The organism is Nodosilinea nodulosa PCC 7104 (assembly GCF_000309385.1).
Classification (GTDB): Bacteria; Cyanobacteriota; Cyanobacteriia; order Phormidesmidales; family Phormidesmidaceae; genus Nodosilinea; species Nodosilinea nodulosa.
In genome coordinates this window covers 1,856,008-1,881,156 of the sequence record NZ_JH976537.1, presented here as the reverse complement: position 1 = coordinate 1,881,156, position 25,149 = coordinate 1,856,008, and the positions used below count along the sequence as shown (strand labels likewise).

The following is a 25,149-nucleotide window of genomic DNA, read 5'->3' as shown; positions in this document are numbered from 1 at the left end:
GGCGATATAGTCTGCTCTGGCCGTATTTCATCTCGCTTGCGACGCAGCTATGCTACTTTCCTCTGGCCTCAGAGGGTTTGCTGCCCTCTCGGCCCTGGTGGGCTGGTTTGCCCTGGCCGCGCAGTTTTACCTCTCGGTGCAGCTGGGGGTTGCCAATGGCACTGGCGTCCTGGGCGGCGTGGTGGCCTACTTCAGCTATTTCACAATTTTGACGAACGGGCTAGCGGCGATCGCCCTCACCGCTGCCGCCCTGCCCGATCGCACCTCCCCGGCTTTGCTGGCGTTCTTTCGCAGGCCGGGAGTGATCACGGCGATTACGGCCAGCATCCTGGTGGTGGGCAGCGTTTACTTTCTGATCTTGCGCCATATCTGGGAACCCCAGGGGCTGCAAAAGCTGGCCGATGTGCTGCTGCACTACGTGATGCCGCCGCTCTTTGGGATCTACTGGTGGTGGGGTGTCCCCAAAGGCAGGCTGCGCCCCGCCGCCATCCTGCGCTGGATGCTCTATCCCCTGGGCTACGCCGTCTACGCCCTGGTGCTGGGGGCAATTCGGGGCCGCTACCCCTACCCGTTTATCGATGTAACTGCCCTGGGCTACCCCCGAGTGTTGCTCAATGCGGCAGGCATTTTGGCGGTCTTTGCGCTCCTCTGCCTGGGTTTGATTCAGCTGGGGCGACTGGACCGGCGCCAGCGCCAATTCTCTCGCTTCGGCTAGGGCAATCTACTCCCAGTCCACCGGCTGGATGCGATCGATGTAGTCGAGGTTGGCCAGCTCAATCAAAATATCCTCGTGGTCGGCCTGGTGGGTATTGCCGATCGCCAGCACCTGCCCCTCACCGCAGCCGATCCGCCCCTGGCTCTGAGGAAAAAACTGCGCTGAAGGATCGATCGCCCCCACCGCCTGGGCGTAGGCATCGCCAGTGGGGATGCAAAACTCGTAGTCGAGCGATCGCTTTCCGTCCGGGGGGCCGTAGAGGCCGTTCTCGTCCAGCAGGCTCAGGTCAAAGGCGATTTTATCTCGGGCGCTTGAGTTATCCGCTGGGGGAATTGCTTGGCAGGCCAGAGAACAGGCCATCACCATTGCCCCTAGGGGAAGGGTAAGCGCGCGCCGCATGCAGATAGCGAGGGGCATAGGCGTGCCGTTCGAGGAGGTATTCAGGCAGGTTCCAGGGAAGGCGTTGGTAGAGCAGTGAGCCGCCCTAAAGGCCTATAGCGTTCTGATAGGCTCATGGTCCAGCGCCGCTGGACCATGAGCCTACTCTATCGCGCCGCCAGCCCATGCTGCTGGCGGCCCAGATCAAACAGGGACCGCCAGCCCAGCCGCTCGCCCTTCCATAGATATGCCCAAGGGGGCGAATCGGCCAGGCTTGACGGTACAGAATGGCCCAAACACTCGCTCTCAGCGATCCAGACGGGTGCCAATCAGGCAGGCTCCGGTCAGGCTGGCCCCGTCGAGCTGGGTGCCGGTCAGGTCGGCACAGAGCAAGTTGGCCCCCCCCAGGGATGCCCCCGACAGGTTGGCCTGCCGCAGGTCGGCTTCTTCCAGGTTGGCATTGTCCAGGCGGCCCCCCTGTAAGTCAGTCTGCGAGAGGTCGGCCCCTTTCAAGTTGGTGTCGCTGAGGTTGGCCCCGCGCAGGTCGGCCCCGCGCAGGTCTACCCCTTGCAGATTGACCCCCATCAGGTTGCAGCCGTTCAGGAACGCTCCAGCCAGGCTAACCCCGGCCAGACGCGCCCCCATCAGATTGGCGCCGCGCAGGTTGGCGCCGCGCAGGTCAGCCCCGGTCAGGTCGCACTGCATCAGGTTGGCCCCCCACAGATTGGCCCGCAGGTCGGTACCCACCAGGTGCGCCCCCATTAAGTTGGCACCTTCGAGGTGGGCCTTAGCCAGAGTGGCGCGGCTTAGATCGGCTCCTACCAGGCTGGCCCCAGCCAGGTAAACCCCCGATAAATCGGTACCAGAGAGGTCTTCGTCTTCTAAATTGGCCCCGGACAGGTGGCGGAGCTTGCCCGATCGCAGGGCGGCAATATCTATAGAGTCGCTGGGCACAGGGGTCACGGTTACGAAAAAAACTTGGCGAAAAAACTATCGAGGCAGCATTTCAGAGGCAGCGGGAAAAACCGAGGTTTGATCGGCGACATCGGGGTTCAGCAGCCCCGAACCCAGGGTAATTTTAGTGGGTATTGTGGGCAAGCTCATACCCTGCTGGAGGCCCATCACCATCAGCCCCAAGATTTCAACCAGTTTTGGATCCCACTGCTCCCCGGCTTCAGCCTGGCAGGTGCCCAAGACCTCTCCCAGCACGGCCATATTGCCATCGGCGACATCCTGACCATGGCGGGCTTCAGCTACCCGCCGCTGAAATTCGGCCACCAGGCTGAGCATGCGCGACTCCAGCGGTACCGCGTCGCCCGTTAGCCCGGCCGGATAGCCGCTGCCATCCCAGCGCTCGCCCTGGTGGGCAATAATGGCGGCCACCGCCCGCAGGCGGGGCATCAGGCGCAGGGCCTGCACCTCGGGAATCAGCGGACAGCTGGGACCGTCGTTGGCCAGGGTGGCCAGATCGGGGGCCGGGGCAATCCGGTGCAGCATACCGGCCAGCCGCAGCCGCTGGAGCTGCCAGGCGGGCAGGTCGAGCAGCTGGCCCATCATCTCCAGCAGAGACACCACTTCGCTGGCCGCCAGGGGATTGATTGGGTCGCTAAAGTCGACCAGCTGGGCCATGCGCAAAAAAGCCTGAAGCTCGTTGGACACCAGGTTCTGCTCCAGGTCTTCTACCAGGCTGAAGGCGAGGTTGCCCCTGAGGTCGTTGCGGCTGTTTTGCAGGTAGTGTACCACCTGGGTCACGGTGTTGCTGACGGTGGCAGGGGCATCGCTCTGCAGCGCGGGGTTTTCCTGCTTTAGGGTAGTCAGCTGATCGGCCAGCTGGGCTTGGAGGTCGGAGTTGTAGCGGCCCACGTGGGCGATCGCCAGTTCTACGGTTTGGCTCACCAGGGCCGAGTCAAAGGTCCAAAACCCGTAGAACTTGCGCTCCAGGTCGTGCTCGGGCACGCCCCCTGGGCCGTAGTCGGCTACCGACAACTCCTGACACAGCACCATGGCCGTGTAGTCGGGCGAGAGAATCATCAGGTGCCACTCCTCGGCCACCGGATCGCTGGGGGCCAGATCCACCAGGGCCACATTCTGACGCTGGCTGGTGGGGTGGTCGTGGAAGCCAGCTTCGGAGGCCGCCATGATCACAATCTGCTGGGCCTTGTCGGCGATCGCGCTGTAGCGATCGGCCTCTTCTAAATACCATTTGCCCCGCTGAAAGGCCGTAATCACCAGGGGCGCCGAGCCAGAGGTCAAAATGCAGTCTTCCAGGGCGTGGCAGAGGGCAACCAGGGTGTTTTTGTAGTACACACCATAGTTGAGCGGCGTGGTGTCAGGTTCAGCGCGACCATCCACCAGCTGCTTTAATAACGACCCCTCCAGCATTGCGATCCCCTATAGTTTCAATTGACTGTAACCCTTGTAATCAGGATGATAACGCAGCCAGAGGGCGGCGGTCAGCCTGGATGGGGGCGCTCAAAGCTTCTTCCAAAGGCGCGCGCCCCAGACGCTCTTCCAGAATATCCATCACCTCGCGACCGAAGTCATCGGGGTTGCGCTGCCAGGCCTCCAAACACACGTCGCCCAAGAATGACCCCAGCGGCTCCGGGTTCCACAGCAGCTTCTTCGACACCCAGGGCAGGTGAATATCCAGCGGGTTGTAGTCGCGCCTGAGAATATTTTTGTCGAAGGCGTACTCTTCCAGGTGAGTGTGGGGCTGCAGGCCAATGAAGAAAATGGCGGGCTCCACCTTGTCGCGGCCAAACACCTCCTCCAGCGCCCGGTGGTAGGCCAGGGTCTGGCGAATGGTTTCGGGGCGTTCATCGATCACGTTGAAGGAGTAGTTCACCGATACCAGGTCGTTGAATCCGGCGGCCTTGAGGTCTTTGCAGTTTTGCAGCACCGTGCGCAGGTTGTAGCCCATCCGCATCTTGCGGACCAGCTCCTGAGAGCCGCTGGTGATGCCGATCTCAAAATAGTTCATGCCCGTCTTGGCCATCAGCTGGCAGAGCTTGGGGGTGAGATTGTCGGCGCGAATGTAGGCGGCCCAGTGGATGTCGGTCATCCCGGCGTCGAGGATTTTTTGCAGCAGCTCCTCGGCATCGTCCATGAAGCGGCGGGCCGGAATGAACTGGGCATCGGTAAACCAGAAGTTGCGCACGCCTCGCCTGTACAGCTGCTGCATTTCGGCCACCACCTCCTCGGCGGGGTTGATGCGCACCTGCTTGCCCTCGACCACGGTGTAAATGCAGTAGCAGCAGTTGTGGGGGCAGCCCCGCTTGGTCTGCACGCCAATGTAGAAATCCTGGTCTTGCAAGTAATAGTCAAACTCGGGCCAAATCGCCTCGATATAGTCGTAGTTGCAGGCGGTTTTTTCGAGGGGGGCGGGCTCTTCGTGGATGAGGCGATCGCGCGGCGCAGTCTCTCCCGCGATATAGCAGCGCTGGTCGGTAAAATCTTCGCCCCGCAGCAGCCGCTCCAGCAGCATTTCCCCCTCGCCAACCGAGATGATCGTCCCCTTGGGCAGGCGGTTGTGAAGCTGCTCGTAGAAGACGCTCACCGCACCGCCGCCCACTACAGTGGTGACGTCTTGGCAGTAGCGCCGGGCTCGCCTGATGCCTCGCTTGATCAATCCCTGATTGCGCCACAGCTCCGCCAGGTAGGTGGTGGCCATGCGCAGCCCGCCGAAGGCGCCCCGCGCCTTGAGCCAGAGGTTGCGGGCGTAGAAAAACTCAAAGGCGTTTTGCAGCGGGTTGCCGCCGCGACCGCCCACGGGCGCAAAAATTTGAATATCCCGCCAGGAGAAGACCAGCAGAGTGGGCTGAAAGTTATCGATGCAGCGATCGAGGGCAGCGCCGTAGTCGAGGGGCGGTACGGCACCCAGATCGAAAATGCGCTGTTCTACCGAGGGCAACAGCTTGTGCACGTGGTCAGCCAGGTAGACCACCCCGATCGGAAAGATGGGATTGCAGGGCAGCCGCACATAGAGAACACGGGCATGGCCAGTGGTAGGAAAGGGCATGCTGATCAGACTTGATACATATCTTCACGATAACACCGTCCATTCCTCTCCGCAGGGGGAACCCAAAAATCCCTCCCGAAGGGCCTATTGGCTGCGCCGAAAAGTCTTGCGTAGACGCCTCCCCCTGGCCCCAAAAGCACCGCAGACGAATGGCCTCGGGAGAGTAAAGCCATGGTATAAAAATATTGTTAAGCTTTTCGTCTTTTTCTCGAGGTGAGCACGGCCATTTCAGCGGAGCGGTAAGGCCGGGGATCGCGGGGCAGCCAGCCCCTGTTCTCAGCTTTAGGGCATTGCAAAGCTTTAAGGATTGTGTCCAAATATTCTGAATGATGACGGGGCTGTAGGGGTTGGTAGTCGCCTTTACAACAGTCTGGGATCGCGAAGTGTTAGGCTTTGCGCAGTGATTCTTGCAGTATTGCCGTAAAGCATCAATGGCACAAATCCTTGATCCCCTTCCCTCCGATGGCCAGAGCCAGATTCTCTGCTGCTACATCAACGCAACCAGTAAAATTCAGGTTGCCCGCATCACAAATGTGTCTGATTGGTACTTTGAGCGCGTTGTTTTTCCCGGCCAGCGATTGCTGTTTGAGACTGTTCCCAGGGCAATTTTAGAAATTCACACCGGCATGATGGCCAGCGCCATTTTGTCCGACAGCATCCCCTGCGATCGCCTGGCCGTAGACGATCCAGAACCGACGGTTTTTCCCTCAGACGTGGGGGCTGAACCTCAGGCGAGTCGCCTGGGGGAGCCAGTTCAGGGTCCGTCAGCGGCGGTGGCTGTGTCTCCAGCTAGCTAGCCTGCTACATTGGGGATCTAGCTTCTGTTGCCTTGGATGCGCCTGCCGGTACGCAAGCGGATTGAGGGTTGGTCTCCCGTACCCCTTGAGCTACTGGAACAGTGCTAGTGGCGGCGTTTGGGGAAAATTGTGGACCTACCTTCGTTTTTGTGGCTTTGGCGCATTGCGGCCTGGTCTATGGGGCTGACGCTCACGGGCTACGGGCTGCTGGCTGTAACGGGTAGCGTGTTGTTTTACACCCGGTCTAAGGGGCAGGAGCAGTCGGCCTGGCTGCGGCCCCTGCACATTGCCCTAGGTGCGACAATGGTGACCCTGGTGCTGGGGCTGCTGGCCATTGGCATAGTGGGGACCCTGGGCGAGTACGGCACCCTGGGCCACTCCGTCCATCTGGTGTTTGGCCTGGCGGTGGTATCGGTGGCGCTGGCATCGGCCTGGAGTGCTAGCCGCATTGCTCCAGAGCGGCCCTGGGCGCGATCGCTGCACCTCAGCCTCAACGGTGTGCTGGGTCTAACGCTCACGGCGGTGGGGCTCTCGGGTTGGCAGGTGGTGCAAAAGTATTTACCTTAAAGGGGGCGCTTCCGGCTAGAGTGCCCTTGCTTTTTTAGCTTACGACTACCCCTGAAAGTATGATGGCCGAGCCTTCACCGCTGACCCAGGCTACCTCGATCCCCGGCGGGCCATGTGACCCGCCGCCGGGGCCTCAGGTGTTTCATATCGCTGCTTTGATACGGCTAACGCTGCTGCTGCTGTACCTGGCGCTGATGGGCCCACTGCCCTTTCTGGCTAGGGCTACCCAGGCAGCGGTTTCTCCGGCACTGCTGGCGGTGGGTATTGGGCTGGGCGGGCTTGGCCTCTACGGCGCCCTGGGGCAGCGGGTTGAAGTCGACAGCCAGGGCATTCAGGTGCTTTACCCAGGCTGGATTCGCTGGTTGTTTCGGAGTGGCTGGTGCCTGCGGTGGGAGGATGTTCAGGCGCTAAAGCCTCGCTCCACGGGCCAGGGGGGCCTCGTATACTACTTCGTCGGAGCCGACCAGCGGGCCTATTTGCTGCCCATGCGGGTGTCGGGGTTTGCGCGGCTGGTGGGGCTGGTTGAAACCTACACCGGCATCGACACCCAGGATATAAGGCCCCTGGCCCAGCCCTGGATGTACTTTATTCTGCTGGGCTTTACCCTGCTGCTGCTGCTGGTCGACGCCTGGACGATTGCCACCGCATTGCAGCTGACCTAGGCGGGCTTGGCCAGCGACGGTTGAGAGCTGCTATCAATAGAGACGTCAGCTTAGATAGGCGGCAGAGGGGGTTGAGGCCAAAGGGTTGCAGCTCTTTGGGGGCCTTATCGCCCCGGACCCTGGTATCTATGGCGGGAAAACTGCGCAACAGAGGGTATAGTTAATGAATAAAATTTTCATTAACGATCTCTTCTTGCGCACTTGCCTGTGCGCTTTGCCCTTTCAGCTATAGCTGTAGTCAGTCTGATTAAGACATGCCTCCTTTGGCCGTTCAAGCGTTTGAACGGCCAAAGGTTTCTGGGTGTTCTAACCGCCGTGACTATAGCTACAGCTGCCCTGCCGCCCCTTTGTTTGTCAGACTATGCCCCCAACGGATATTCTTCGCCTAGATGCGGTTAGCAAGCGCTACAGCCCCCAGCTGCCCCCGGCGGTAGACCAGGTGAGCCTGAGCCTGGGGCAGGGCGAAATTTTGGGGCTGTTGGGACCGTCAGGATGTGGCAAAACGACGCTGCTGCGGCTCATTGCTGGGTTTGAGCGCCCCGATGGCGGCACTGTTTATTTGGGCCATCAGCCGGTGAGCGGGGCCACCTGGCTTCCTCCCGAGCACCGCGATGTGGGCATTGTGTTTCAGGACTACGCGCTGTTTCCGCACCTGAGCGTGGAGAAGAATGTGGCCTTTGGTCTCCAGGGGCGTGGGGCAAAGCCCAGGCGGCGGCAGGGAATGCAGCGGGAAAGGCCGACCGGGCCTGAGGTTGAGAAGCTAACGGCAGCGGCGATCGCGCTGGTGGGGCTAGAGGGGCTGAAGCACCGTTTCCCCCACGAGCTGTCTGGGGGGCAGCAGCAGCGGGTGGCCCTGGCCCGCGCCCTGGCCCCGCGTCCCGCCATTATTCTGCTGGACGAGCCCTTCAGCAACCTGGATGTGCAGGTGCGGCTCTACCTGCGCCAGGAGGTGCGCGACATTTTGCGGCAGGTGGGCACGTCGGCGGTATTTGTCACCCACGACCAGGAGGAAGCCCTGGCCCTGGCCGATCGCGTCGCCGTTATGCACCAGGGCCACCTGGAGCAGATTGACACCCCCGAGGCGGTTTACGACCGACCTGCGTCGCGTTTTGTGGCCGAGTTTGTCACCCAGGCCAACTTTTTACCGGCCCGACTTGGCCCCCAGGGATGGCAAACCGACGTCGGCTGCTTTGCCCCTGGGGCCGATCGCCAGTTCGAGGCAGTTCGCCCATCCCAGGCGGATCTGATGATACGACAGGAAGACCTTGCGCTCAGCGAAGACGAAGCGGGGATAGCGGTGGTGCGCGATCGCCAGTTCCTGGGCCGGGAATACAGGTACTGCCTTCAAACGCCCGCTGGCCCCCTCATCTACGCCCGACAGCCCGTAGGCAAGGCGATCGCTGTGGGCAGTCGAGTCGCCATCACAGTGCCCTCCCAGCGAGTGCGCCTGTACCCGGCCCCAGGCAAACACACCTCCGGCTCTGCGGCGGCTGACCCAACGGCGCCCCTGGTGCGTTAGCCCTTTGACCGATTTAGGTCTGGCGTTTTGCAGTAAGGTTGCGGTGGGGCGCTGAGATGGCGATTCTGCCCCCACCCCTTTTCCCTTCGTTATTTCAGGTCGCTGTACTATGAACCGGGTTTACCAAAGCGTTTGCCTATCCCTTGCCGGCCTCAGCGTGCTGGTCGCCCCTGCTCTAGCCGCAGTTTCCCTTGCCCCAGCGCCCAACGCACCGGAGCAAGTTCCGCTGCTGGCCCAGGAAGGCATTGTTGAAACCGTGCTCTACTTTGAAACCAGCTCGATGGCGGTGCGGGTTTATCGCAGCGGTAGCGATTTATTTATGAACCTCTACAACAGGGCCACCAATGCGGTAGAGGTGCGCGGCGCCCCGGCTCAGCTGGCAGCTAGCAGCCGCGATCGAACCGTCTATGTCACTACTCGGGGAGAGGCCGAGCGCTCGGCCAGTATTACGGTTCAGGGTGAAACTGAGCTAAAAATTGTCGCCAATGGCCGCGTTGTGCTCCAGGAACCCGGCTCTAACGCCGTGGTGGGGGTAGCCTCTGGCGCCAGCGACTTTCGCGGCAACAATTTTGCCCCCGGCACCCCGGCTCTGGTGCTGTCAGCCGAAGCCGCCCGGCTGCGATCGGCCCCACGACTGGGCAGCACCATTGTGGGCAGCGCCCCCCGCCGCGCCGTCGTGGAGGTGCTAGACCGGGTGGGCAACCCAAAGGACGGCTTTATCTGGTATCAGGTCACCTACCGGGGCACCACCGGCTGGGTGCGAGGCGATCTGCTCCAGCCCACCTAGCTGCGGCGCGAGTTGGGATCCTACTGGTTTTAGCTAGAGGGCAGGGGAAATCGGGAGCAGGGGAGATCGGGAGCAAGGGGACAGAACGGTAGATCTGTTTCCGCCATCGCGTGCCGCTTTTCTGTTCAAGGTTGTGGCAACCGCCACCTCAATCTGGCTGTACCGATTAGGACCGCGCGAGCAAGACACATCTTCGACCAGCCTAGCCCTTAGCCAGGTCAAGGGTCATGCCTTCGCGGGCCAGGCTGGCATTGGCAAAGCTGGCCCGGACCTGGCGTTCTAGCTGATCGAGGTGATCGTCACTATGGCAGGGGTTGTGGTGAAACAGCACCAGCTGCTTAACCTGGCTAGCCTGGGCCACCTCAATGCCCAGGTGCCAAGGCTTTAGCCCACAGCCGTTGGGGTCTGAGTAGGCGGCATCGGCGTAGGTGCCGTCAAAGATCAGCACATCGGCTCCACTGGCCAGCATCAGCAGATTGGGGTCGAGGCTGGTTTGGGTTGGGTCGGTGTCGGTGGCGTAGACTAGCACGTGGTCTCGCCAGATCACCCGGTAGCCGAGGGCGCTGGTGTGGCGGTTGAGGCTCCAGGGCTCTACCGTGACCTCACCCAGGGTGAGGGTCTCCCCAGCGGCGATATTGTGAAAGGCCATGGTGGCGGCCATGGTTTGCAGGGGCTTAAAAAAATTGGGCCGCAGCATTTGATCGGTCAGGCGCTGCTTGATGGAAGCTCCGTTGAGGGCGGGAGCCCCGTAAATATTGAGCTGGGTAGCGGGGGCAAAGGCGGGGGCAAAGAACGGAAAGCCCTGAATGCGATCCCAGTGGGTATGGGTAAAAAACAGATGGGCATTGACGGGCTGCCCCTGGGCCACCAGATGACGGCCCAGCATCCATAGCCCCGTGCCCCCATCAAAAATGAGGTGCTGACCGCCCACCAGCACCTCCACGCAGGCGGTATTGCCGCCGTAGCGCACCGTGTCTGCCCCCGGTGCCGGAATATTGCCGCGCACTCCCCAGAAGGTCAGCGTAAAAGCTTGCCCTGGGGTGCTTTGCTGGGGCTGGGCGACGTCCTCAGCGCGCATCGGAAATAGGGCATCAGAAGAGCTAGCGGTATTGGCCATGAAAGTTCAGCGTTTCACCAAGTTTAGACGGTGTTTAGACGGCGGTTACTTGCCGTGGGCACCCCTGCGGCCAAACTCAAACGTTATCAGCGATCCGGGCTATGGAGGATCCATCCTAGGGCCTCAGTCAAGTTTACCTTCCATAGCTGGTTTAGTATGCCCACCTGGAGAATTGGAGCCGTCGACTGGGGGGTTAGAACAGCAGGCCAGGCCATTGCCGGGGGTGGGGCCTTGGGTGGGCGGGCGAGTTATAGCTGTAGCCAGTCGGGTGAGGACAGTTTTTTTAAGAACGTTCTAACGTTCCTCAGACTTTTGAGTGTCTTAACCCGATTGACTAGGGCTATAGTGTCCGGCGGTAGAAGCGCGATCGCCCAGGCGCAGAACTGTCTTATACCGCTGGGGCAAAGCCCGCCGCCCGCCGCAGGCAGGAAACTCTACAGGCGATTGAGGACGTTGGCAACGCAGGTTCTGAGAAATGCTAACCCTGGGCCGACAGAGCATTCTGCCCAATCAAACAGGCAGTCCACCTGTTCCCAGGCAGAGGCATCTAAGGGCGGTAGGTTGCCCCGGGGAAGGTTGACTTCAACTACCACAGCCCTTAGCTGAGCGGCGGGGAGGTTAATCAACAAGTTGTAGAGGGCGGCACGTTCGGGGGGCACCTCGATGCCGGGGCCAGGGGGGGAGGTTTCACCACAGTCCTGGGGCACCGCAGCGGGGGGCAGGGCCTGGGGCGGTTGGCTGACCAGGTTCACCGATTTCACTGGCAGCCCCAGAATGCTGGTCAGCTGGCCGGAATTTATCAGGGCCTCGATAACGCTGTAGCCTTCGGCGGTGCCGTAGAGTTCGATCACAATGCTGCCCGACTCAACCCGGATGGGGATCAAAGAGCCATCCCCCGAATGCTGTTTGAGTTCGGCTACGATGGCGGCGATGAGATCTCTGTCGGTCGAGGTGCTGGTGAGATCTCCCTCCAGGGTAATGGTCCACGACAGACGCTCCCTGAAGGGGCTGTCTTCGCCCCCGGCCAGCCATGGGACCGCTGGGGCGGCGATCGCGCGATCGCGCTCAGACACCTCGCTGTCGGGATGGTCGGATAAAATATCGTCCAGTTCAGGGGCGCCAGGTTCGCCGCTGAAAATGTGATAGGCGCGCCGCAGACGCTCCAGGGCGCGCTGGCCCCGCTTGCGCAGGGTGGCCTGGGAAACCCGCTCTTCCCCCTCGGTTACGCATCGAGCCTGCACCTGCTGCCAGGTGAGACCTTCTACCACCTTCCACTGAATCAGGTTGCGATCGCCCGGCGAAAGGGCATCGAGGGCCTGCATCACGGCATTGATGGAGTTGGCAATGGCGCCGTCATCGATCGCCTCCAGGGCGGTGCCAGCGGACTCCTCAGACGGCTGCTCCATCAGTTCGTCAAAGGCGACCGCCGAGTAGCGCAGGCGATCGCGCTTGCACTCCCGAATGATGTTGTAGGCGGTGCGCCGCATCCACGCCTTGGGCTGACGAATGGGCTCCTGGTTTTGCTGGGTGTACTTCACCCCCCGCAGGTAGGCTTCGACAAAAATATCGATTTCGGTAATGTAGACCTGAAGCCCAAACTGGTGAATTGTGCGCGTAATAAACGCCAGCAGCGATCGCGCGTGGGGGTTGTTGGGTTTGAGCAAAAACTGTACATCGCGATTGAACTCCTGCGTTTCTGACGGGGGGTGAGAGGGCATATCTCTGGATAGATGACCAGCGGTTAAGTTCTAATGTAGCTGTATCAAGTTTTTGTGAAGTGTGAGATTTTCTAACGCAATCCCGTGATTTTGCCAAACCTGGCCTGTGATGCTCGTCACAGCGCAAAAATTTGGCCCCTAGCTAAGGGCCGCTAATTGTCAGCGCAAACGGGCTGAGGGCCTGCGGTTCATGGCATCTCCACGACTGACGCAATTTCCCCTCCCTTGGCGATCCGATCGGATCTGCCGCCCTGGTGTCAAATTTTTATGACATGCCAGCCCTGGGGGCCTTGTAACACAATCCTGGCTGCATGACCCCGGTTGGTAGGGGCATAGCAGGCTGCGCCCCGGCGAGGTGCCTGAGGCTGAATCGGGGTTGCCAAAATCGGATGTCGAGTTGGGCAATACAGCGGCCTCGGTGCGCCCGCTCGGCGGGAGGCAAAAAGTCTGGCAGCAGGAATTCGATGAGCCCAAGGCCACCCTCTGCGACAATAGGCAATAGCGCCTGTTATCGAACGTTATTGCCCCATGGCCCACACCATTACCCTGCACGAGTCGCATTTGCAAACCCTAGATCTGGCCCCAGCCCAGGCGGTGATTGAGCCGCTGCTGGCCGAAGGCAAGCTGCCCCACGGGGAGATCGGCCTGCGCTTTGTGGTAGACATTAGCCGCGACCCCACCGACCCCAGGGAACTCTCAGAACTGCCGGAGGTGCGGCTGTGGTTTATTCGCCTCGACACCTGCTACCCCTGGCTTCCCCTGGTGCTGGACTGGGAAGCGGGCGAACTGGGCCGCTACGCTGCCATGCTGGTGCCCCACCAGTTCAGTCCCACCGAGGGCATTCGCTATAACCCAGAGGCGCTGGAAATTTTTATGATGGCCAAGATTTTTGTGATTGCTGCCTGGTTGCAGAGCCAGGGCATTACCCAGTACACCCGGCTCAAGTTTATGACCCAGATGTTGGGTTACGAAATTGACGACGGCCTGTTTGACCTGCTCACACCATAATTTCGGTGGGGGCCGATCGCTTGGTTTCGTAATACCGGCAGGCAAAGTAGCCGACGCTGTAGATCAGCGACGCATCGGTGGCGACGCCCAGCACCGCGCCCAGCCCCGGAATGAGTTCCGCAATGCTCAGCCCCGACTTGACCATACCGGCCGTGGTGGACGACAGCAGCCAGATGGCCAGAACTTCGCCTCGGCGATCGTGGTCGGTGGGGGAATAGCCGTAGATGGTGGCGATGCGGTAGATCATGTTGGCCTGGAGGGCGGCGATCGCGCCGATATCCACCAGGGTGAGCATAAAGGCCACCGGGGGCACAAAGTTGGTGGCCAGACCCACCGTAGCGGCCTTGAGGGCGGTTTCGGCCATCACTCGCTGGGCCAGCGCGCGCTTGTCGTCCTGGGGGTACTGCGATCGCAGCTCATCCACCTGCGATCGCACAGACTCTACATTCACCTGCCCCAGGGCCGCCAGCAGCACCCGCATCCCCGGCAGCGCCGTGGCGTACTGAATAAAGGGCAGGTTGGCGATCGGGCCAACCACGCTGCCAACGGTGGCCGTGATCGGCTCCAAAAAGGGCTGAAACCTGGACAAGACGGCGTTGCCCGTGGTGGCGGTGGCGTTGTCGAGCACCGCCACCACGGCCTGCATTACCTGGGTGACCGCCTCAAAGGTATGGCGGGCGCGGTCAGTCGGGTCTGGCTGGGGGGGCGGGGTCGTGGTCACAGCGTTAGCCTCTAGGTGGCGGGGGTTGGTATTCATGTCATACCCGATTCTCAGCCCCAGGGCATCCGTCCCCAGGTCAGGTCAGGGGATAATCAAAAGTTCGCCGATTTTGCCCCGGCAACCGGCCCGGGAGTTGATCGCCCGCGCCGCCAAAATTGGGTGCAGCGTCAACCCCTGGTACAGCTCGCGGATGAACTCGCAGTCGGAGTTGGACAGCGCCACCCGCCGCCCCTCGGTGGCCAGGGCGCGAAACACCGCCGCCAGGCGCTCCTGGTCGGCCTTGGTAAAGCCGTAGCGGCTGTAGCCCGTAAAGCTGCTGGTGGCGCTAATTGGGTGGTAGGGCGGGTCAAAATAGACAAAGTCGCGGGGGGCCAGCGATCGCGACTTCAGCCTTTCAAAGGGAAAGGTCTGGATCTCGGCGATTTGCAGCGCCGCCGAGGCCGCTCGCAGCAGGGATGGATCGCAGATGACCGGGTTTTTGTATTTGCCCACCGGCACGTTGAAATGGCCCTGGGCGTTTTCCCTATAGAGGCCGTTGTAGCAGGTTTTGTTGAGGTAAATGAGCCGGGCGGCGCGCTCGACGGGCGATCGCAGGGCCTGACGCTGGCGGACGACATAGTAATAGTCGGCGCTGTGGCGACGCTGGTGATCCCATAGATGGCGAATCAGCGTTTCAACCTGGTCGCGCACGCAGCAGTAGACATTGACCAGCTCTGGGTTGATGTCTCCCAGTACCGCCCGTTTGGCCCGCCCCGCCAGGTGAAAAAACATGGCCCCGCCGCCCAGAAACGGCTCGTAGTAGGTGTCAATGGTCGAGGGCAAAAACGGCTCGTACTGCTTGAGCAAACGCCCCTTGCCCCCCGCCCACTTGAGAAAGGGCCGGGGGTAGAGCGAGGTGGAAACCGAGAGTGCCGCTGTCACAAAACTGCCCCAAACTATCTAAGATCAAATGTACTCTTTGAAGAATGCCCCAACTATAGCAAAGCTCAGCCCAGCGGGAACGCCTTCTGGGCGCTCCTTTCCCCAGACTTGCCAGACAGGCGTTTCTCCCTTGGGGGCAATCGGGGGTTAGGGTTTTATCGTGGGTTAGGATGGAAAACACATGCAACCTAGGATCAGCGCGTTAGGGCCTCATGCGCCCTGGTCCCTACCCCCGGTCTGTCGCCATGAAAGAGTTTTTTACCAACGTCTCTCGCTATCCCCGCTACTTCATTTCGTTTACCCTGGGCATTTTGTATAGCGTTGTGCAACCCTTGACCCCTCTGGTGCAGCGGCCGACCACGGCGGTCGCGCTGGTGGGGGCTGTGGTGGCCGGGTTCCTGTTTCTTACCTTTACCCTGCGAGCGATGCTGGGCCTGGGTTAATGCCATTACGTTCAGGAGAATAGACCTATGGCCAACAATCGCCGCGTTGAGCGAGTGGCTTCGCTAATCAAGCGAGAAATCAGCCAAATGGTGATGTTAGACATCAAAGACGACCGGGTGGGGGCCGGTATGGTCAGCGTTACCGATGTGGATGTTTCGGGCGACCTCCAGCACGCCAAGGTGTTTGTCAGCATCTACGGCACCGACGAGGCCAGGGCCGAAACCATGGAAGGCCTGAAGGCGGCCACGGGCTTTGTGCGCAGCGAGCTGGGCCAGCGGCTGCGGCTGCGGCGCACCCCCGAAATCATTTTTCGGGAAGATCTGGGCATGGAGCGGGGCACGCGGGTGCTGTCGCTGATCAACCAGCTCAGCCAGGAGCGGGCCGAAAAGGGGCTGTCCGACGAGTTCGGTGAAACCGAAACTGAAGCAGACCTAGAGGGCGGCGGCCCGACCGAGACCGAGGCGGTGGCGCTTGAGGATGAGGTGTGAGCCACACTAAGGCGATCGCCACAGCCCGGCTGCCCGCTCCCGAAAGCCTTTCCCTGGCGGAGCAGGTGGCCCAGATGGTGGTGGTACGCGCCTCGGGCCACCTGTTCGACCACGAAATTCGCTATCCGGCCTGGGAAGCAGACCAGGCCACCCTGACCCGCTACGTTGAGGAGCTTGGGGTCGGCGGCGTAATTTTGCTGGGGGGCAGCGCCGCTGAGGTGGGCCTCAAGACCCAGGCGCTCCAGACCCAGGCCCGCATTCCGCTGCTAATTGCCGCCGATGTGGAAGAGGGGGTGGGTCAGCGGTTCAGCGGGGCGACCTGGTTTCCGCCGCCGATGGCGCTGGCGGCGGTGGCCGATCGCGACCTCCCTACCGCCCTGGGCTACGCCGCAGCCTTTGGGGCCGCCACGGCGGCCGAAGCCCTGGCCATCGGCCTGAACTGGGTGCTGGCCCCCGTGGTCGATATCAACAACAATCCGCAAAATCCGGTGATCAACGTGCGGGCCTTTGGCGATCGCGCAGAGCGGGTCTGCGCCCTGACCCAGGCCTTTCTGCGCGGTGCCCAGACCCAGCCGGTGCTCACCGCCGCCAAGCATTTTCCCGGCCACGGCGATACGGCGGTGGATTCGCACCTGGCGCTGCCAATGCTGAGCCACGATCGCGATCGCCTGGACGCCGTTGAGCTAGTGCCCTTTAGAGCCGCGATCGCCGCCGGGACAGACGCGGTGATGACTGCCCACCTGCGCATTCCCGCCCTGGATGAGCGGCATCCCGCCACCCTGTCTGGACCTACCCTGACGGGGCTGCTGCGCCAGCAGATGGGGTTTGACGGGCTAATTGTTACTGACGCCCTGGTGATGGGGGCGATCGACACCGCCTACGGTCCCTACGAGGCGGCGGTGCTGGCGGTGGAAGCCGGGGCCGATGTGCTGCTCATGCCCGGTGACCCGGAGGGGGCGATCGGCGCCGTGGTAGAGGCCGTCCACCGGGGCCGCCTGGCCCCAGAGCGAATTTTGGCCAGCGTCGAGCGCCTCTGGCGGGCCAAGCAAAAGGCCGCCCCGGCCCTGCTGCCCGACGGGGCGGGCCACGCCTGGGAGCATCTGCCGCCGCCCCCGGTGCAGCTGGGGGCTTTGGCTCAGCCCGCCACCCGCCAGCTGGCCGCCGATATTCTCACCGCCTCGATGACCGTCCAGGGCCAGATCGCCCCCTGCACCACTGCGGCCCCCGGCGACAACATCGTGATCGTTGACGATGCCGTAGACTGCGGTTTTTTGCAGCGCTCAGCGGCAGCCCTGACCTTTCCCCACCGTCACCACTACCGACTCAAGCTGCTGGACACCCGGGGCTGCGATCAGCAGCCCCTAGCGCATCACCTGCGCCCCAGCCTGGTGCAGCTCTTTGTGCGGGGCAACCCCTTTCGCGGGTCAGCCGACCTCATGCGTCTGGCCGCCAGCTGGCTGGAAGCTCTGCGCCAGGCCGATTTGCTGCGCGGGGTGGTGGTCTACGGCAGCCCCTACGCCTTAGAGCAGCTCCAGCTCTGGGTGGAGCAGGTACCGCAGGGGTTTACCTACGGGCAAATGCCCCTGGCCCAGGGTCTGATCCTGACCGCCCTGCTGCCTGGTTCTTGGTCGGTAGCGGCTAGCCGCGAGTTTACCGATTGACCAGGAAGGCAAAAGCTCCGCTGATTTGTCAAGGCCGCATCTCATTCCCAACCCCCGCCGCGAAATCGGTATCTTGCAGTGGCAACGGGCTTGGGACATTGGTCACGGCTACTGGCGACAACGGAGATGGCACGGCCAACGCGCCGAAGCGGTGAGGAAGAATGGCCTAACCGATCTGGCGATGTCTATAAAACCTAGGGATTGGCCCCGCTTTTACCGGACAACGATTGTTGATCCTGTGCGGATATGCTAAATTTCCGTTTAATCAAATAGTTACGCTTGCCTAATTCAGCTTCCGTCAAGAGCGGACTGAAACGGAGGAACCACCTTTTGGGGCTTATCTCAGGGCGAAACGCATCGCCAGAGAAGGGGATCTCTCACCCCTCGCCCGTCAGCTAACTCCGTCGGCCTTGGGAGAGAACGTACTGGAAGCTTTTTCTAGCGCTATCCGTAGTTCTCCTACGTTTGTCACCCCTGCGATGAGGTCCCCTCGTCGTCGGGTTTTTGTATAGCACCATCATTTAAGGAGACAGGCGATGGAAACCTGGTCTGGGATCACCGCGTCGGTGGTCTTTTTAGGGGTTTTGGCCCTGATCGCTACCGAGCGTCTGCATTTGATGATTGCGGCCTTTTTGGGCGCCATGCTGCTGATTTTTCTGCATGTGCTGACCCTCGATCAAGCCATTGGCTACATCGGCAAAAGCTATGCCACTCTGTCCCTCTTTTTTGGGGTGATGGTGATGGTGCGGGCCTTTGAGCCCACCAAGATTTTTGAATATCTGGCCACCCAGATGGTGATTATGGCTCGGGGTGAGGGCAAGCGTCTGCTGCTGGGCATTGTGGCGATTACGACTCCGATCTGCGCCATGCTGCCCAACGCCACGACGGTTATGCTGCTGGCCCCGCTGATTCCGCCCATGGCTGCAGAACTCAATATCAACTTTGTGCCGCTGCTGATCTTGATGGTGTTTGTGGCCAACAGTGCGGGGCTGCTGACCCTGGTGGGCGACCCGGCCACCTTTATTGTTGGCAGCTCGATCAACATGAGCTTTTTAGACTACCTGCTGAAGCTGAGCCTGGGGGGCGCGATCGCGATCGCCACCATTGTCGTCATGCTGCCCATTCTCTTTCCCAACACCTGGCACAAGAAACTCGACGATCTGGCCCATCTGCCCCGCCCCCAGGTCAACCATCCGCGCATGCTGGCCCTGGGCGGCGTAATTGTGGTGCTGGTGCTGGGGTTATTTGTGGTCGGTGACAGCCTGCCAGTGCCCATCTCCCCGGCGGCGATCGCCCTGCTCGGGGCGGCCCTCTGCCTGCTGCTCACCCACCACAGCGGCATCGACACGGTGCAAAACATTCTGCGCGACGTGGACTGGAGCACTCTGGTCTTTTTTATGAGCGTGTTTGTCCTGATTGGTGGGCTGCAAGAAACCGGGGTGATTAGCCAGACCGCGGGGCTGCTCGGGGTGGTCATCGGCCAAAATATTGCCCTGGGATCGATGCTGCTGCTGTTTGTGACCGGCATTCTCTCCAGCCTGATTCCCAACATTCCCCTGGTGGTGGCCATGGTGCCCCTGCTAAAGGAATATCTGGTGAATGTGAACCTGGTGGGGCCGGAGCTGCTGTCCCCCGACTTTGCGGGCCAGGTGCCACCGGAAATTTTGCCTCTGTTTGCGGCCATGATGTTTGGCGCTACCCTGGGCGGCAACGGCACCCTGATGGGGGCATCGTCGAATATTGTGGCGGCGGGCATCGCCGAGCAGCACGGCAAACCGATTTCCTTTCGGCTGTTTTTGAACTACGGGCTGCCGCTGATGGCGCTCCAGCTGGTGGTGATCAGCGTCTACGTCGGGGTCCGGTTTTTGCTCTAGAACGGCCAAAGACGTACCGAACCTGGGAATTTTGGCGGTTCTATTGGGATCAACGTGAACTGGGCTGAAGACCTGTAATACCAAATCCTATCTGTATACCCCTGGTTTGTAGGGGCATTGCAGTGCAATGCTCCCTACGAGGTATCGGTTTTGAATCGGGGTTATGGGACTCGGATTTGCTTAAAAAATAGATTTTTATCGTTGGGGGTGCCGCGCCAGCGGCATGGGCGATTGGTATAAGAGTCTTCTGTTACGAGATCCGTCGCTAGGAAATCCTTGTGCTGAGCAGGGAGCTCCTAACGGCATTGCGGTGCGATGATCCTGACAAACCGGGCTTAGCCAAACGGAATTCGGTACAAATTTACTGAAGCTTTTGATACAGAAGTTAAAGTCTTTTGTCAGTTTCCCTATACTTTTATTTCACCACGTTGAGGAAATCTGGGTGGTTACACGATGCTAGAAGTGTCGCTTACGATACTTCGGTAAAGCCATGTTCTCTGAACTGTGCCTGGCACCCCGCTACCGCCTCGATGACGTATCTCCCTGGCTAAAGGGCATCGATCCCCTGCGCCGCTACTGGATTTGCGTCAACGGCGATCAGCGCGCCATGCGGGTGCTGCCGGGGCTGGCGGCCCCCAGCCTGGAGGCCTTTGAGCAGGCCATGGCGAGCTTTAGAAGCCTTGCCATTGGCCAGGAGCTAACGCTTTCTGCCGGTATGAGCGATCGCCTGACGCTGTACTGTGTGGCCAAGGGCTGCTACGCGATCGCCGATCGCTCCACTGGCCCCGAAGTCTGGCATTTATTCGATGCCGAATCCCTAGAATCGCTGCTGCTGACCGCCCACCCCAGCTGGCGGTGTGCCCCCGAGCACCTCAATCTGGGGCGATCGCTGCTGACCGCCGCCTGGGGCAAGACCCCCACCCCCCAAGCCGCCTAGAGCCGCAGTTCCCAGTATTTGCTGGTAGCAGTACTGCTCAGCCGCGCAAATACCTCCGTTTCAGCGCGGCTAGCCTCTGCCCCTCCGCTACCTTTGGTGAGGACTGCTAGTGAAGGCATTGCCAGCGTGGCCGCCCCCCTGACAATGCCTGGCGATCGCCGCCGTCGGCCACGGCAGGGGTTAATTTCGCTCAAACTGCATGAGATCTTGGAGCGAGGCCAGCAGCTTGATCTCGGCGGCCTGAATCGTGTCGTCCGTCGTTAGCTCAAAGGTCCACCGCACGTTGACGGTAAACAACAGGGTTTTAACGTAGCCCTTGACCACCACCTGCCGGTGGAAATGCTCCGCAGAAGAGGCCAGAAGAGATGCCCTGGAGTCGGGGCTCACCTCCACCTCCAGCGGGGTGGCGCGCATGTTTATCGCCTCGGCCTGCAAGTAAACATAGATCGCCTCAGGCCCGACAATCGGCTCCTCGAAGGGGGCTAGCAGCGCTCCATCGTCCTCAAACAGGGCCGCCACGGCACGGTAGTCTTCGCCGTTAAAATTGGCGAAATAGCGATCGACGGCGGCGGAAATTGCAGCCAGGTCAAGGGTTGCGTCAGCCATACGTGTAGGCATGATCATTCTCCCAAGGTGGATAGTTTAAAGATACGGAGTGAACCCAGTCAAAGCTTCTACCCTTTGACAGGACAAACAAAAACCAGGTTCCCGCCCAGCGGCAGATAGTCGAAAAAGTCATCCACCCAAACGCCGATTTTGGCAGCGGGTTGATATCGCGTTAGCCCTTTAATCCAGAGCAGTTTGGCGTAGCGTATTGCCAACTCTCTGCCCCGCTGCCATTCCCAGCTCACCAGATCAGGCCTTTCTCTAGTGCGCACAGGGGAAGGGGCCAGGGCTACCAGCAAAAAGGGCTACAGCAAACCTTAGGGCAGGGCCACAGGCGTGTGTCTGGGGGGCGATCGCGCTTCCCAGGTCGGGCGCACTCCGGGAGACATTCTGCGGGAAAATAGGAAAGTTTCTGCCCGATCTGTCCCTTTACCTAGGAGCCTAAGCTGTGACTCAAGCTATGCCTGCTGCCCTCGACCAAGACTGGTCAGCCCTTTTGCAGCGTCTCATTCTGGGGGAATCGCTCAGCCAGGAGCAGGCCGAAACCCTAATGCGCGGCTGGCTCAGCGAAGACATCCCCGAGGTGGTTTCGGGCGGGCTGCTGGCGGCACTACAGGCCAAGGGCGTTTCCGCCGATGAGCTGGCAGGCATGGCGCGGGTGCTCCAGGGCCAGTCGCTGGGCGGCGAGGGTAAAATTCACCACCCCACCCCCTGCATCGACACCTGCGGCACGGGCGGCGATGGGGCACACACCTTTAATATTTCCACTGCCGTAGCCTTTGTGGCAGCGGCGGCAGGGGTGCGGGTAGCCAAGCACGGCAACCGCTCGGCTTCCAGCAAAGTCGGGTCCGCCGATGTCCTAGAAGCTTTGGGCGTTAACCTGGGGGCTGACCCCGAGCAGGTCAAAGCGGCGCTAGATGGCGTGGGTATCACCTTCCTGTTCGCCCGGGGCTGGCACCCGGCCATGAAAGCGGTAGCCCCCCTGCGCAGCGCCCTTAAAGTGCGTACGGTATTTAACCTGCTGGGGCCATTGGTCAATCCGCTGCAACCCACAGGTCAGGTGATTGGCGTTTACGATGGGGCAGTTGTGCCAGCCATGGCTGAGGCGCTGAATCAGTTGGGCATTCCCCAGGCGATCGTGCTGCACGGGCGCGAGCGGCTTGATGAAGCGGGCCTGGGCGACAAAACCGACCTGTCGGTAGTCGAGAATGGCCAGGTCAGCAGCGCCGTCATCGATCCCCAGGCTCTAGGCCTGGCGGCGGCGCCCCTAAGCGCCCTGCGCGGTGGCGAGGTCCATGAAAACACCGCCATTTTGACCGCCGTACTCCAGGGCAAGGGCACCCAGGCCCAGCGGGATGTGGTGGCGCTCAATGCGGCCCTAGCCCTCAAGGTGGGGGAACGAGTGCAGGGCGCATCGCTGGAAAGCGCCATGGTTGAAGGGGTTGCCTTAGCCAGAGATATTCTCGCCAGCGGGGCCGCCTGGCAGAAGCTTCAGGCCCTGGTGGCATTTCTCGCCTAAAAGGGGCCGATACGAAATCCGATTTGGGAAACCCCGATTCACAGAAACTGGGCGGCGGCGCAGCCAGTGATGGACTTGTCAGCAGAACCCATCACCCGTCGGGAAACTGCCAGCAGGCCACATGCTCCACCCGGCGGCTGCCGCAGGCGCAGGCAATATTTTCGTCGTCAGAGGCCATCCAGGTGGCGTCGCAGTCGCGGCAGTGGCAGAGAATGTTGTTCAGGTTGGCCTGGGCCAGGCCGAAGCGCCAGCGCTCTAGCTCTTCGGGGGTGAAGTGGGAGGGAGGGTCGGCCATAGGGCAATTTTGGCTTTTGGATAGGCGATTTTGGATGAGCGATTTGGCAGGGCAGACCTGCGCCTTCAGAGGAGCGGCCCAACCGCGGGAACGCTGGCAAAAATTATCCTTAACGGCGGAACTAACGCCGGACTCCCAAAGACTTACCAGCCAGAATTATTCCTCACCCACTCCAGCATAATCGGCAGCTTGCGGGCTACAATCACGCCGCCCGCAAACCCCATACCGTGGCCGACCCACGACTTGCCCTGCTGAAGAGGTAGCAGACCCCACAGGGCGCTGCCGTAGAGCAGACCTACAACAACCGCAGCGGCGATCGCGGCCGGACTCCGCTCAAAATAGCCCCGCAGCAAAATGTAGCCCAGGTAGCCAAACACCACACCGCTAGCGCCCAGGTGGCGGGTACCGGGGCGGCCCAGGAGCCAAATGCCGACGCCGCTAAACAGCCAGCAAAACACCGTCACCAGAGCCAGCACCTCTAGCCCCTGGAGCAAAATTACGGTGCCTAAAATGGCCAGCGGGCCGGAGTTGGCGGCCAGATGCCCAAACCCGCCGTGCAGTAGGGGCGCAACCGCGATGCCCGGCAGCCCCGCCAGACTGCGAGGCCGAATGCTGAGCTGGTTGAGCAACCGCCTGCCGGTCATGAAATCGACGATGGCGAGCGCCCACATTACCGCCAGCAGGTAGGCTAGCAGCACAACGCCCTGGCGAAAGCCTGGGGGCAGCGTAATTTGGTCAGCGGAAAATAAGGCTAGGGACAGCACGAGAACTACGCAGAATTACGCCCCTCAGGCTAGCACCTGAGCCAGCACCGGGTTGAGGTACTGGGCCAGATGGAAACCGTCTACCCCCAGTTCGGTGCGATCGGCGGCGGCGGCGCGGGCGGCCTGGCCGTGCCACCAAGCCCCAACCAAAGCCGCGTCTAGAGCCATGGCTAGAGGATTTTCTGCCCCTGCGATCTTTTGGGCCAGCAGGCCGCCAATCAGGCCGGTGAGCACATCGCCGCTGCCGCCGCGAGCCAGGGCCGGGGTGCTTTCGGGTACGTACCACAGATGGCCCTGGGGGTGGGCGATCGCCGTACAGGCCCCCTTTAGCAGCACTACGGCACCAGTCTGCCCCGCCGCCGCCTGGGCCGCCGCCCCGGCGGTGCCCTGCGCGGCTAGCTGACCGGGAAACAGGCGCTCAAACTCACCCCGATGGGGAGTGAGAACGGTGGGCGCGGCTCTGGAGGGCAGCGTATCGCCGCAGCCCAGCTCCGCCAGCAGGTTGAGGCCATCGGCATCGAGCAGGAGGGGCGCAGAGCTGTCCAGGACGGCCTGAACCGGGGCCATGGCGTGGCGGCTGAGGCCCGGTCCGCAGGCGATCGCGCCATAGCGGCCCAGGTCTAGATCGTCGGGAAAGCGGGCGATCGCGCCTTGGTCTGTCTCCGGGCAACCCACCACCAGCGCCTCCGGCATCTGGGCCAGCACCATTAACCGCAGGGATTCAGGCACCGCCAGAGTCAGCATTCCGACCCCGCTGGCTCTGGCTCCCAGCGCCGACAGCAGAGTTGCCCCGGCGTAGGGCCGCGATCCGGCTACCAGCAGCAGCTGCCCCACTCGATACTTGTGGGTATCGGGCTGCCGGGGTAGGGGAAGCTTCGCTCGAACCGTCGCTGGGGTGGTCCGCCGCACCGCAGGCGCAGACTCCAGCACCGCCGCCACGGCCTGAGCCGGAATGTCGAAGCCAATCAGATGGGATTGTCCGCTGTAGGTCAGCGCTTCATCCTGACAAAAAGCCTGCTTCCACAGGCCCAAACAGAGGGTGTGGGCCGCCCGCACCGCCGCCCCCAGCGCCGCTCCCGTATCGGTGTGCAGGCCCGACGGCAGGTCAATGCTGACAACCGGGCAATCCAGGGCATTGATCGCCGCTACGACATCGGCCATGGCCCCCTCCACGGGGCGCTCCAGGCCAAAGCCAAACAGCCCGTCGATGAGCAGGTCGCAGGGGGCAAGATCGCCAATCCGCTGAAACGTCTGAATGCCCAGGTATTCGCCATACCGCAGGTGGTCAGCGGTCAACGGCTTGGGGCGGCTGGCCGGGCTGCACACCTGCACGCTATAGCCCAGGGCAAACAGCTCACGCGCGACTACCAGGCCGTCGCCGCCGTTGTGCCCCGGCCCCCCCACCACGGCCACCCGCGGGTAGTGCTGCCGGGGAAACCGATCGACCACCCAGGCGGCAATGCGTCCTGCCACTTTTTCCATCAGCGCCGCCACGGGCATACCGGCCTCAAACAGGCTCCCTTCAATGGCCCGCATCTGCTCAGCCGTAACCACCCGATCGAGAAAGCGCTCAAAACCCTCGCCAGAGGCTCTGTCAGCAGGGGCGGCGGACCAATTATCCGGTTGCATAGGT

At 61.5% G+C, this 25,149-nt stretch carries 25 protein-coding genes and 1 riboswitch; of the genes, 13 read left to right on the top strand and 12 right to left on the bottom strand.

Annotated features, from left to right (window positions below):
* The first annotated feature begins 49 nt into the window (after window positions 1–49).
* Window positions 50–715 (top strand): Pr6Pr family membrane protein, encoded by a 666-nt coding sequence (locus LEPTO7104_RS0108505; RefSeq protein WP_017298137.1) that lies wholly within the window; start codon window positions 50–52, stop codon window positions 713–715.
* A gap of 6 nt (window positions 716–721) precedes the next feature.
* On the opposite strand, the gene LEPTO7104_RS0108500 is transcribed toward LEPTO7104_RS0108505, so the two are convergent.
* The 4 genes from LEPTO7104_RS0108500 to LEPTO7104_RS0108480 form a co-directional block, all read right to left on the bottom strand.
* Window positions 722–1,075 (bottom strand): hypothetical protein, encoded by a 354-nt coding sequence (locus LEPTO7104_RS0108500; RefSeq protein WP_196358099.1) that lies wholly within the window; start codon window positions 1,073–1,075, stop codon window positions 722–724.
* 324 nt (window positions 1,076–1,399) lie between these two features.
* A complete protein-coding gene (locus LEPTO7104_RS0108490; RefSeq protein ID WP_017298135.1) occupies window positions 1,400–2,056 on the bottom strand; it encodes a pentapeptide repeat-containing protein in 657 nt (218 codons plus the stop codon).
* A 27-nt stretch (window positions 2,057–2,083) separates the two neighbouring features.
* Complete coding sequence (locus tag LEPTO7104_RS0108485) at window positions 2,084–3,475, bottom strand: DICT sensory domain-containing protein (protein ID WP_017298134.1); 1,392 nt, start codon at window positions 3,473–3,475, stop codon at window positions 2,084–2,086.
* A 40-nt stretch (window positions 3,476–3,515) separates the two neighbouring features.
* On the bottom strand, window positions 3,516–5,111 hold the full coding sequence (locus LEPTO7104_RS0108480; protein WP_017298133.1) for a photosystem II high light acclimation radical SAM protein: 1,596 nt from the start codon (window positions 5,109–5,111) through the stop codon (window positions 3,516–3,518).
* 431 nt (window positions 5,112–5,542) lie between these two features.
* Between LEPTO7104_RS0108480 and LEPTO7104_RS33215 the strand changes: the two genes are divergently transcribed.
* The 5 genes from LEPTO7104_RS33215 to LEPTO7104_RS0108455 all read left to right on the top strand — a co-directional run bounded on the left by LEPTO7104_RS33215 (window position 5,543) and on the right by LEPTO7104_RS0108455 (window position 9,443).
* Complete coding sequence (locus tag LEPTO7104_RS33215; protein WP_017298132.1) at window positions 5,543–5,908, top strand: DUF1830 domain-containing protein; 366 nt, start codon at window positions 5,543–5,545, stop codon at window positions 5,906–5,908.
* Between the two features lie 129 nt (window positions 5,909–6,037).
* Entirely contained in the window at window positions 6,038–6,475 is a 438-nt protein-coding gene (locus tag LEPTO7104_RS0108470; RefSeq protein ID WP_026072497.1) for a DUF4079 domain-containing protein, read from the top strand.
* A 59-nt stretch (window positions 6,476–6,534) separates the two neighbouring features.
* Window positions 6,535–7,137, top strand: coding sequence for a hypothetical protein (locus LEPTO7104_RS0108465; RefSeq protein ID WP_017298130.1), 603 nt, complete (start codon window positions 6,535–6,537; stop codon window positions 7,135–7,137).
* Window positions 7,138–7,498: 361 nt separating this feature from the next.
* Window positions 7,499–8,656, top strand: coding sequence for an ABC transporter ATP-binding protein (locus LEPTO7104_RS0108460; RefSeq protein WP_017298129.1), 1,158 nt, complete (start codon window positions 7,499–7,501; stop codon window positions 8,654–8,656).
* A 109-nt stretch (window positions 8,657–8,765) separates the two neighbouring features.
* Window positions 8,766–9,443: an SH3 domain-containing protein gene (locus tag LEPTO7104_RS0108455; protein ID WP_017298128.1), complete on the top strand. Its 678-nt coding sequence runs from the start codon at window positions 8,766–8,768 to the stop codon at window positions 9,441–9,443.
* 202 nt (window positions 9,444–9,645) lie between these two features.
* Here LEPTO7104_RS0108455 and LEPTO7104_RS0108450 read toward each other — a convergent pair whose 3' ends face one another.
* A complete protein-coding gene (locus tag LEPTO7104_RS0108450; RefSeq protein WP_040696311.1) occupies window positions 9,646–10,521 on the bottom strand; it encodes an MBL fold metallo-hydrolase in 876 nt (291 codons plus the stop codon).
* 473 nt (window positions 10,522–10,994) lie between these two features.
* A complete protein-coding gene (locus tag LEPTO7104_RS0108445) occupies window positions 10,995–12,278 on the bottom strand; it encodes an RNA polymerase sigma factor (RefSeq protein ID WP_017298126.1) in 1,284 nt (427 codons plus the stop codon).
* 528 nt (window positions 12,279–12,806) lie between these two features.
* Between LEPTO7104_RS0108445 and LEPTO7104_RS0108440 the strand changes: the two genes are divergently transcribed.
* Window positions 12,807–13,286, top strand: a complete 480-nt coding sequence (locus LEPTO7104_RS0108440) for a CRR6 family NdhI maturation factor (protein ID WP_017298125.1) — start codon at window positions 12,807–12,809, stop codon at window positions 13,284–13,286.
* On the opposite strand, the gene LEPTO7104_RS33210 is transcribed toward LEPTO7104_RS0108440, so the two are convergent.
* Window positions 13,276–14,007, bottom strand: a complete 732-nt coding sequence (locus tag LEPTO7104_RS33210) for an EcsC family protein (RefSeq protein WP_196358098.1) — start codon at window positions 14,005–14,007, stop codon at window positions 13,276–13,278. The genes LEPTO7104_RS0108440 and LEPTO7104_RS33210 overlap by 11 nt on opposite strands.
* Before the next feature lie 81 nt (window positions 14,008–14,088).
* Window positions 14,089–14,928 (bottom strand): DNA adenine methylase, encoded by an 840-nt coding sequence (locus LEPTO7104_RS0108430; protein WP_017298123.1) that lies wholly within the window; start codon window positions 14,926–14,928, stop codon window positions 14,089–14,091.
* Window positions 14,929–15,173: 245 nt separating this feature from the next.
* Between LEPTO7104_RS0108430 and LEPTO7104_RS0108425 the strand changes: the two genes are divergently transcribed.
* The 5 genes from LEPTO7104_RS0108425 to LEPTO7104_RS0108405 all read left to right on the top strand — a co-directional run bounded on the left by LEPTO7104_RS0108425 (window position 15,174) and on the right by LEPTO7104_RS0108405 (window position 20,332).
* A complete protein-coding gene (locus LEPTO7104_RS0108425) occupies window positions 15,174–15,371 on the top strand; it encodes a DUF751 family protein (RefSeq protein WP_026072494.1) in 198 nt (65 codons plus the stop codon).
* Between the two features lie 27 nt (window positions 15,372–15,398).
* The gene (rbfA, locus tag LEPTO7104_RS0108420; RefSeq protein WP_017298121.1) at window positions 15,399–15,860 is read left to right on the top strand and encodes a 30S ribosome-binding factor RbfA; all 462 of its coding nucleotides are present in this window, start codon (window positions 15,399–15,401) and stop codon (window positions 15,858–15,860) included.
* Window positions 15,857–17,521, top strand: a complete 1,665-nt coding sequence (locus LEPTO7104_RS0108415) for a glycoside hydrolase family 3 N-terminal domain-containing protein (protein WP_017298120.1) — start codon at window positions 15,857–15,859, stop codon at window positions 17,519–17,521. Before rbfA ends, LEPTO7104_RS0108415 begins: the two co-directional genes overlap by 4 nt.
* Before the next feature lie 270 nt (window positions 17,522–17,791).
* Window positions 17,792–17,945: riboswitch (cyclic di-AMP (ydaO/yuaA leader) on the top strand.
* 112 nt (window positions 17,946–18,057) lie between these two features.
* Window positions 18,058–19,395, top strand: a complete 1,338-nt coding sequence (locus LEPTO7104_RS0108410) for an SLC13 family permease (RefSeq protein ID WP_017298119.1) — start codon at window positions 18,058–18,060, stop codon at window positions 19,393–19,395.
* A gap of 490 nt (window positions 19,396–19,885) precedes the next feature.
* Complete coding sequence (locus LEPTO7104_RS0108405; RefSeq protein WP_017298118.1) at window positions 19,886–20,332, top strand: hypothetical protein; 447 nt, start codon at window positions 19,886–19,888, stop codon at window positions 20,330–20,332.
* 180 nt (window positions 20,333–20,512) lie between these two features.
* Here LEPTO7104_RS0108405 and LEPTO7104_RS0108400 read toward each other — a convergent pair whose 3' ends face one another.
* Window positions 20,513–20,950: a YybH family protein gene (locus tag LEPTO7104_RS0108400; protein WP_196358097.1), complete on the bottom strand. Its 438-nt coding sequence runs from the start codon at window positions 20,948–20,950 to the stop codon at window positions 20,513–20,515.
* Window positions 20,951–21,398: 448 nt separating this feature from the next.
* Here LEPTO7104_RS0108400 and trpD point away from each other — a divergent pair, with 448 nt between their 5' ends.
* A complete protein-coding gene (gene trpD / locus LEPTO7104_RS0108390; RefSeq protein WP_017298115.1) occupies window positions 21,399–22,457 on the top strand; it encodes an anthranilate phosphoribosyltransferase in 1,059 nt (352 codons plus the stop codon).
* Between the two features lie 91 nt (window positions 22,458–22,548).
* Here trpD and LEPTO7104_RS0108385 read toward each other — a convergent pair whose 3' ends face one another.
* The 3 genes from LEPTO7104_RS0108385 to LEPTO7104_RS0108375 form a co-directional block, all read right to left on the bottom strand.
* Window positions 22,549–22,752, bottom strand: a complete 204-nt coding sequence (locus LEPTO7104_RS0108385) for a hypothetical protein (protein WP_017298114.1) — start codon at window positions 22,750–22,752, stop codon at window positions 22,549–22,551.
* 143 nt (window positions 22,753–22,895) lie between these two features.
* Entirely contained in the window at window positions 22,896–23,516 is a 621-nt protein-coding gene (locus LEPTO7104_RS0108380; protein ID WP_017298113.1) for a rhomboid family intramembrane serine protease, read from the bottom strand.
* 24 nt (window positions 23,517–23,540) lie between these two features.
* Window positions 23,541–25,145 carry a bifunctional ADP-dependent NAD(P)H-hydrate dehydratase/NAD(P)H-hydrate epimerase gene (locus LEPTO7104_RS0108375; RefSeq protein ID WP_017298112.1) on the bottom strand — a complete coding sequence of 535 codons (1,605 nt, stop codon included), beginning with the start codon at window positions 25,143–25,145 and terminating at the stop codon, window positions 23,541–23,543.
* Between the last annotated feature and the right edge of the window lie 4 nt (window positions 25,146–25,149).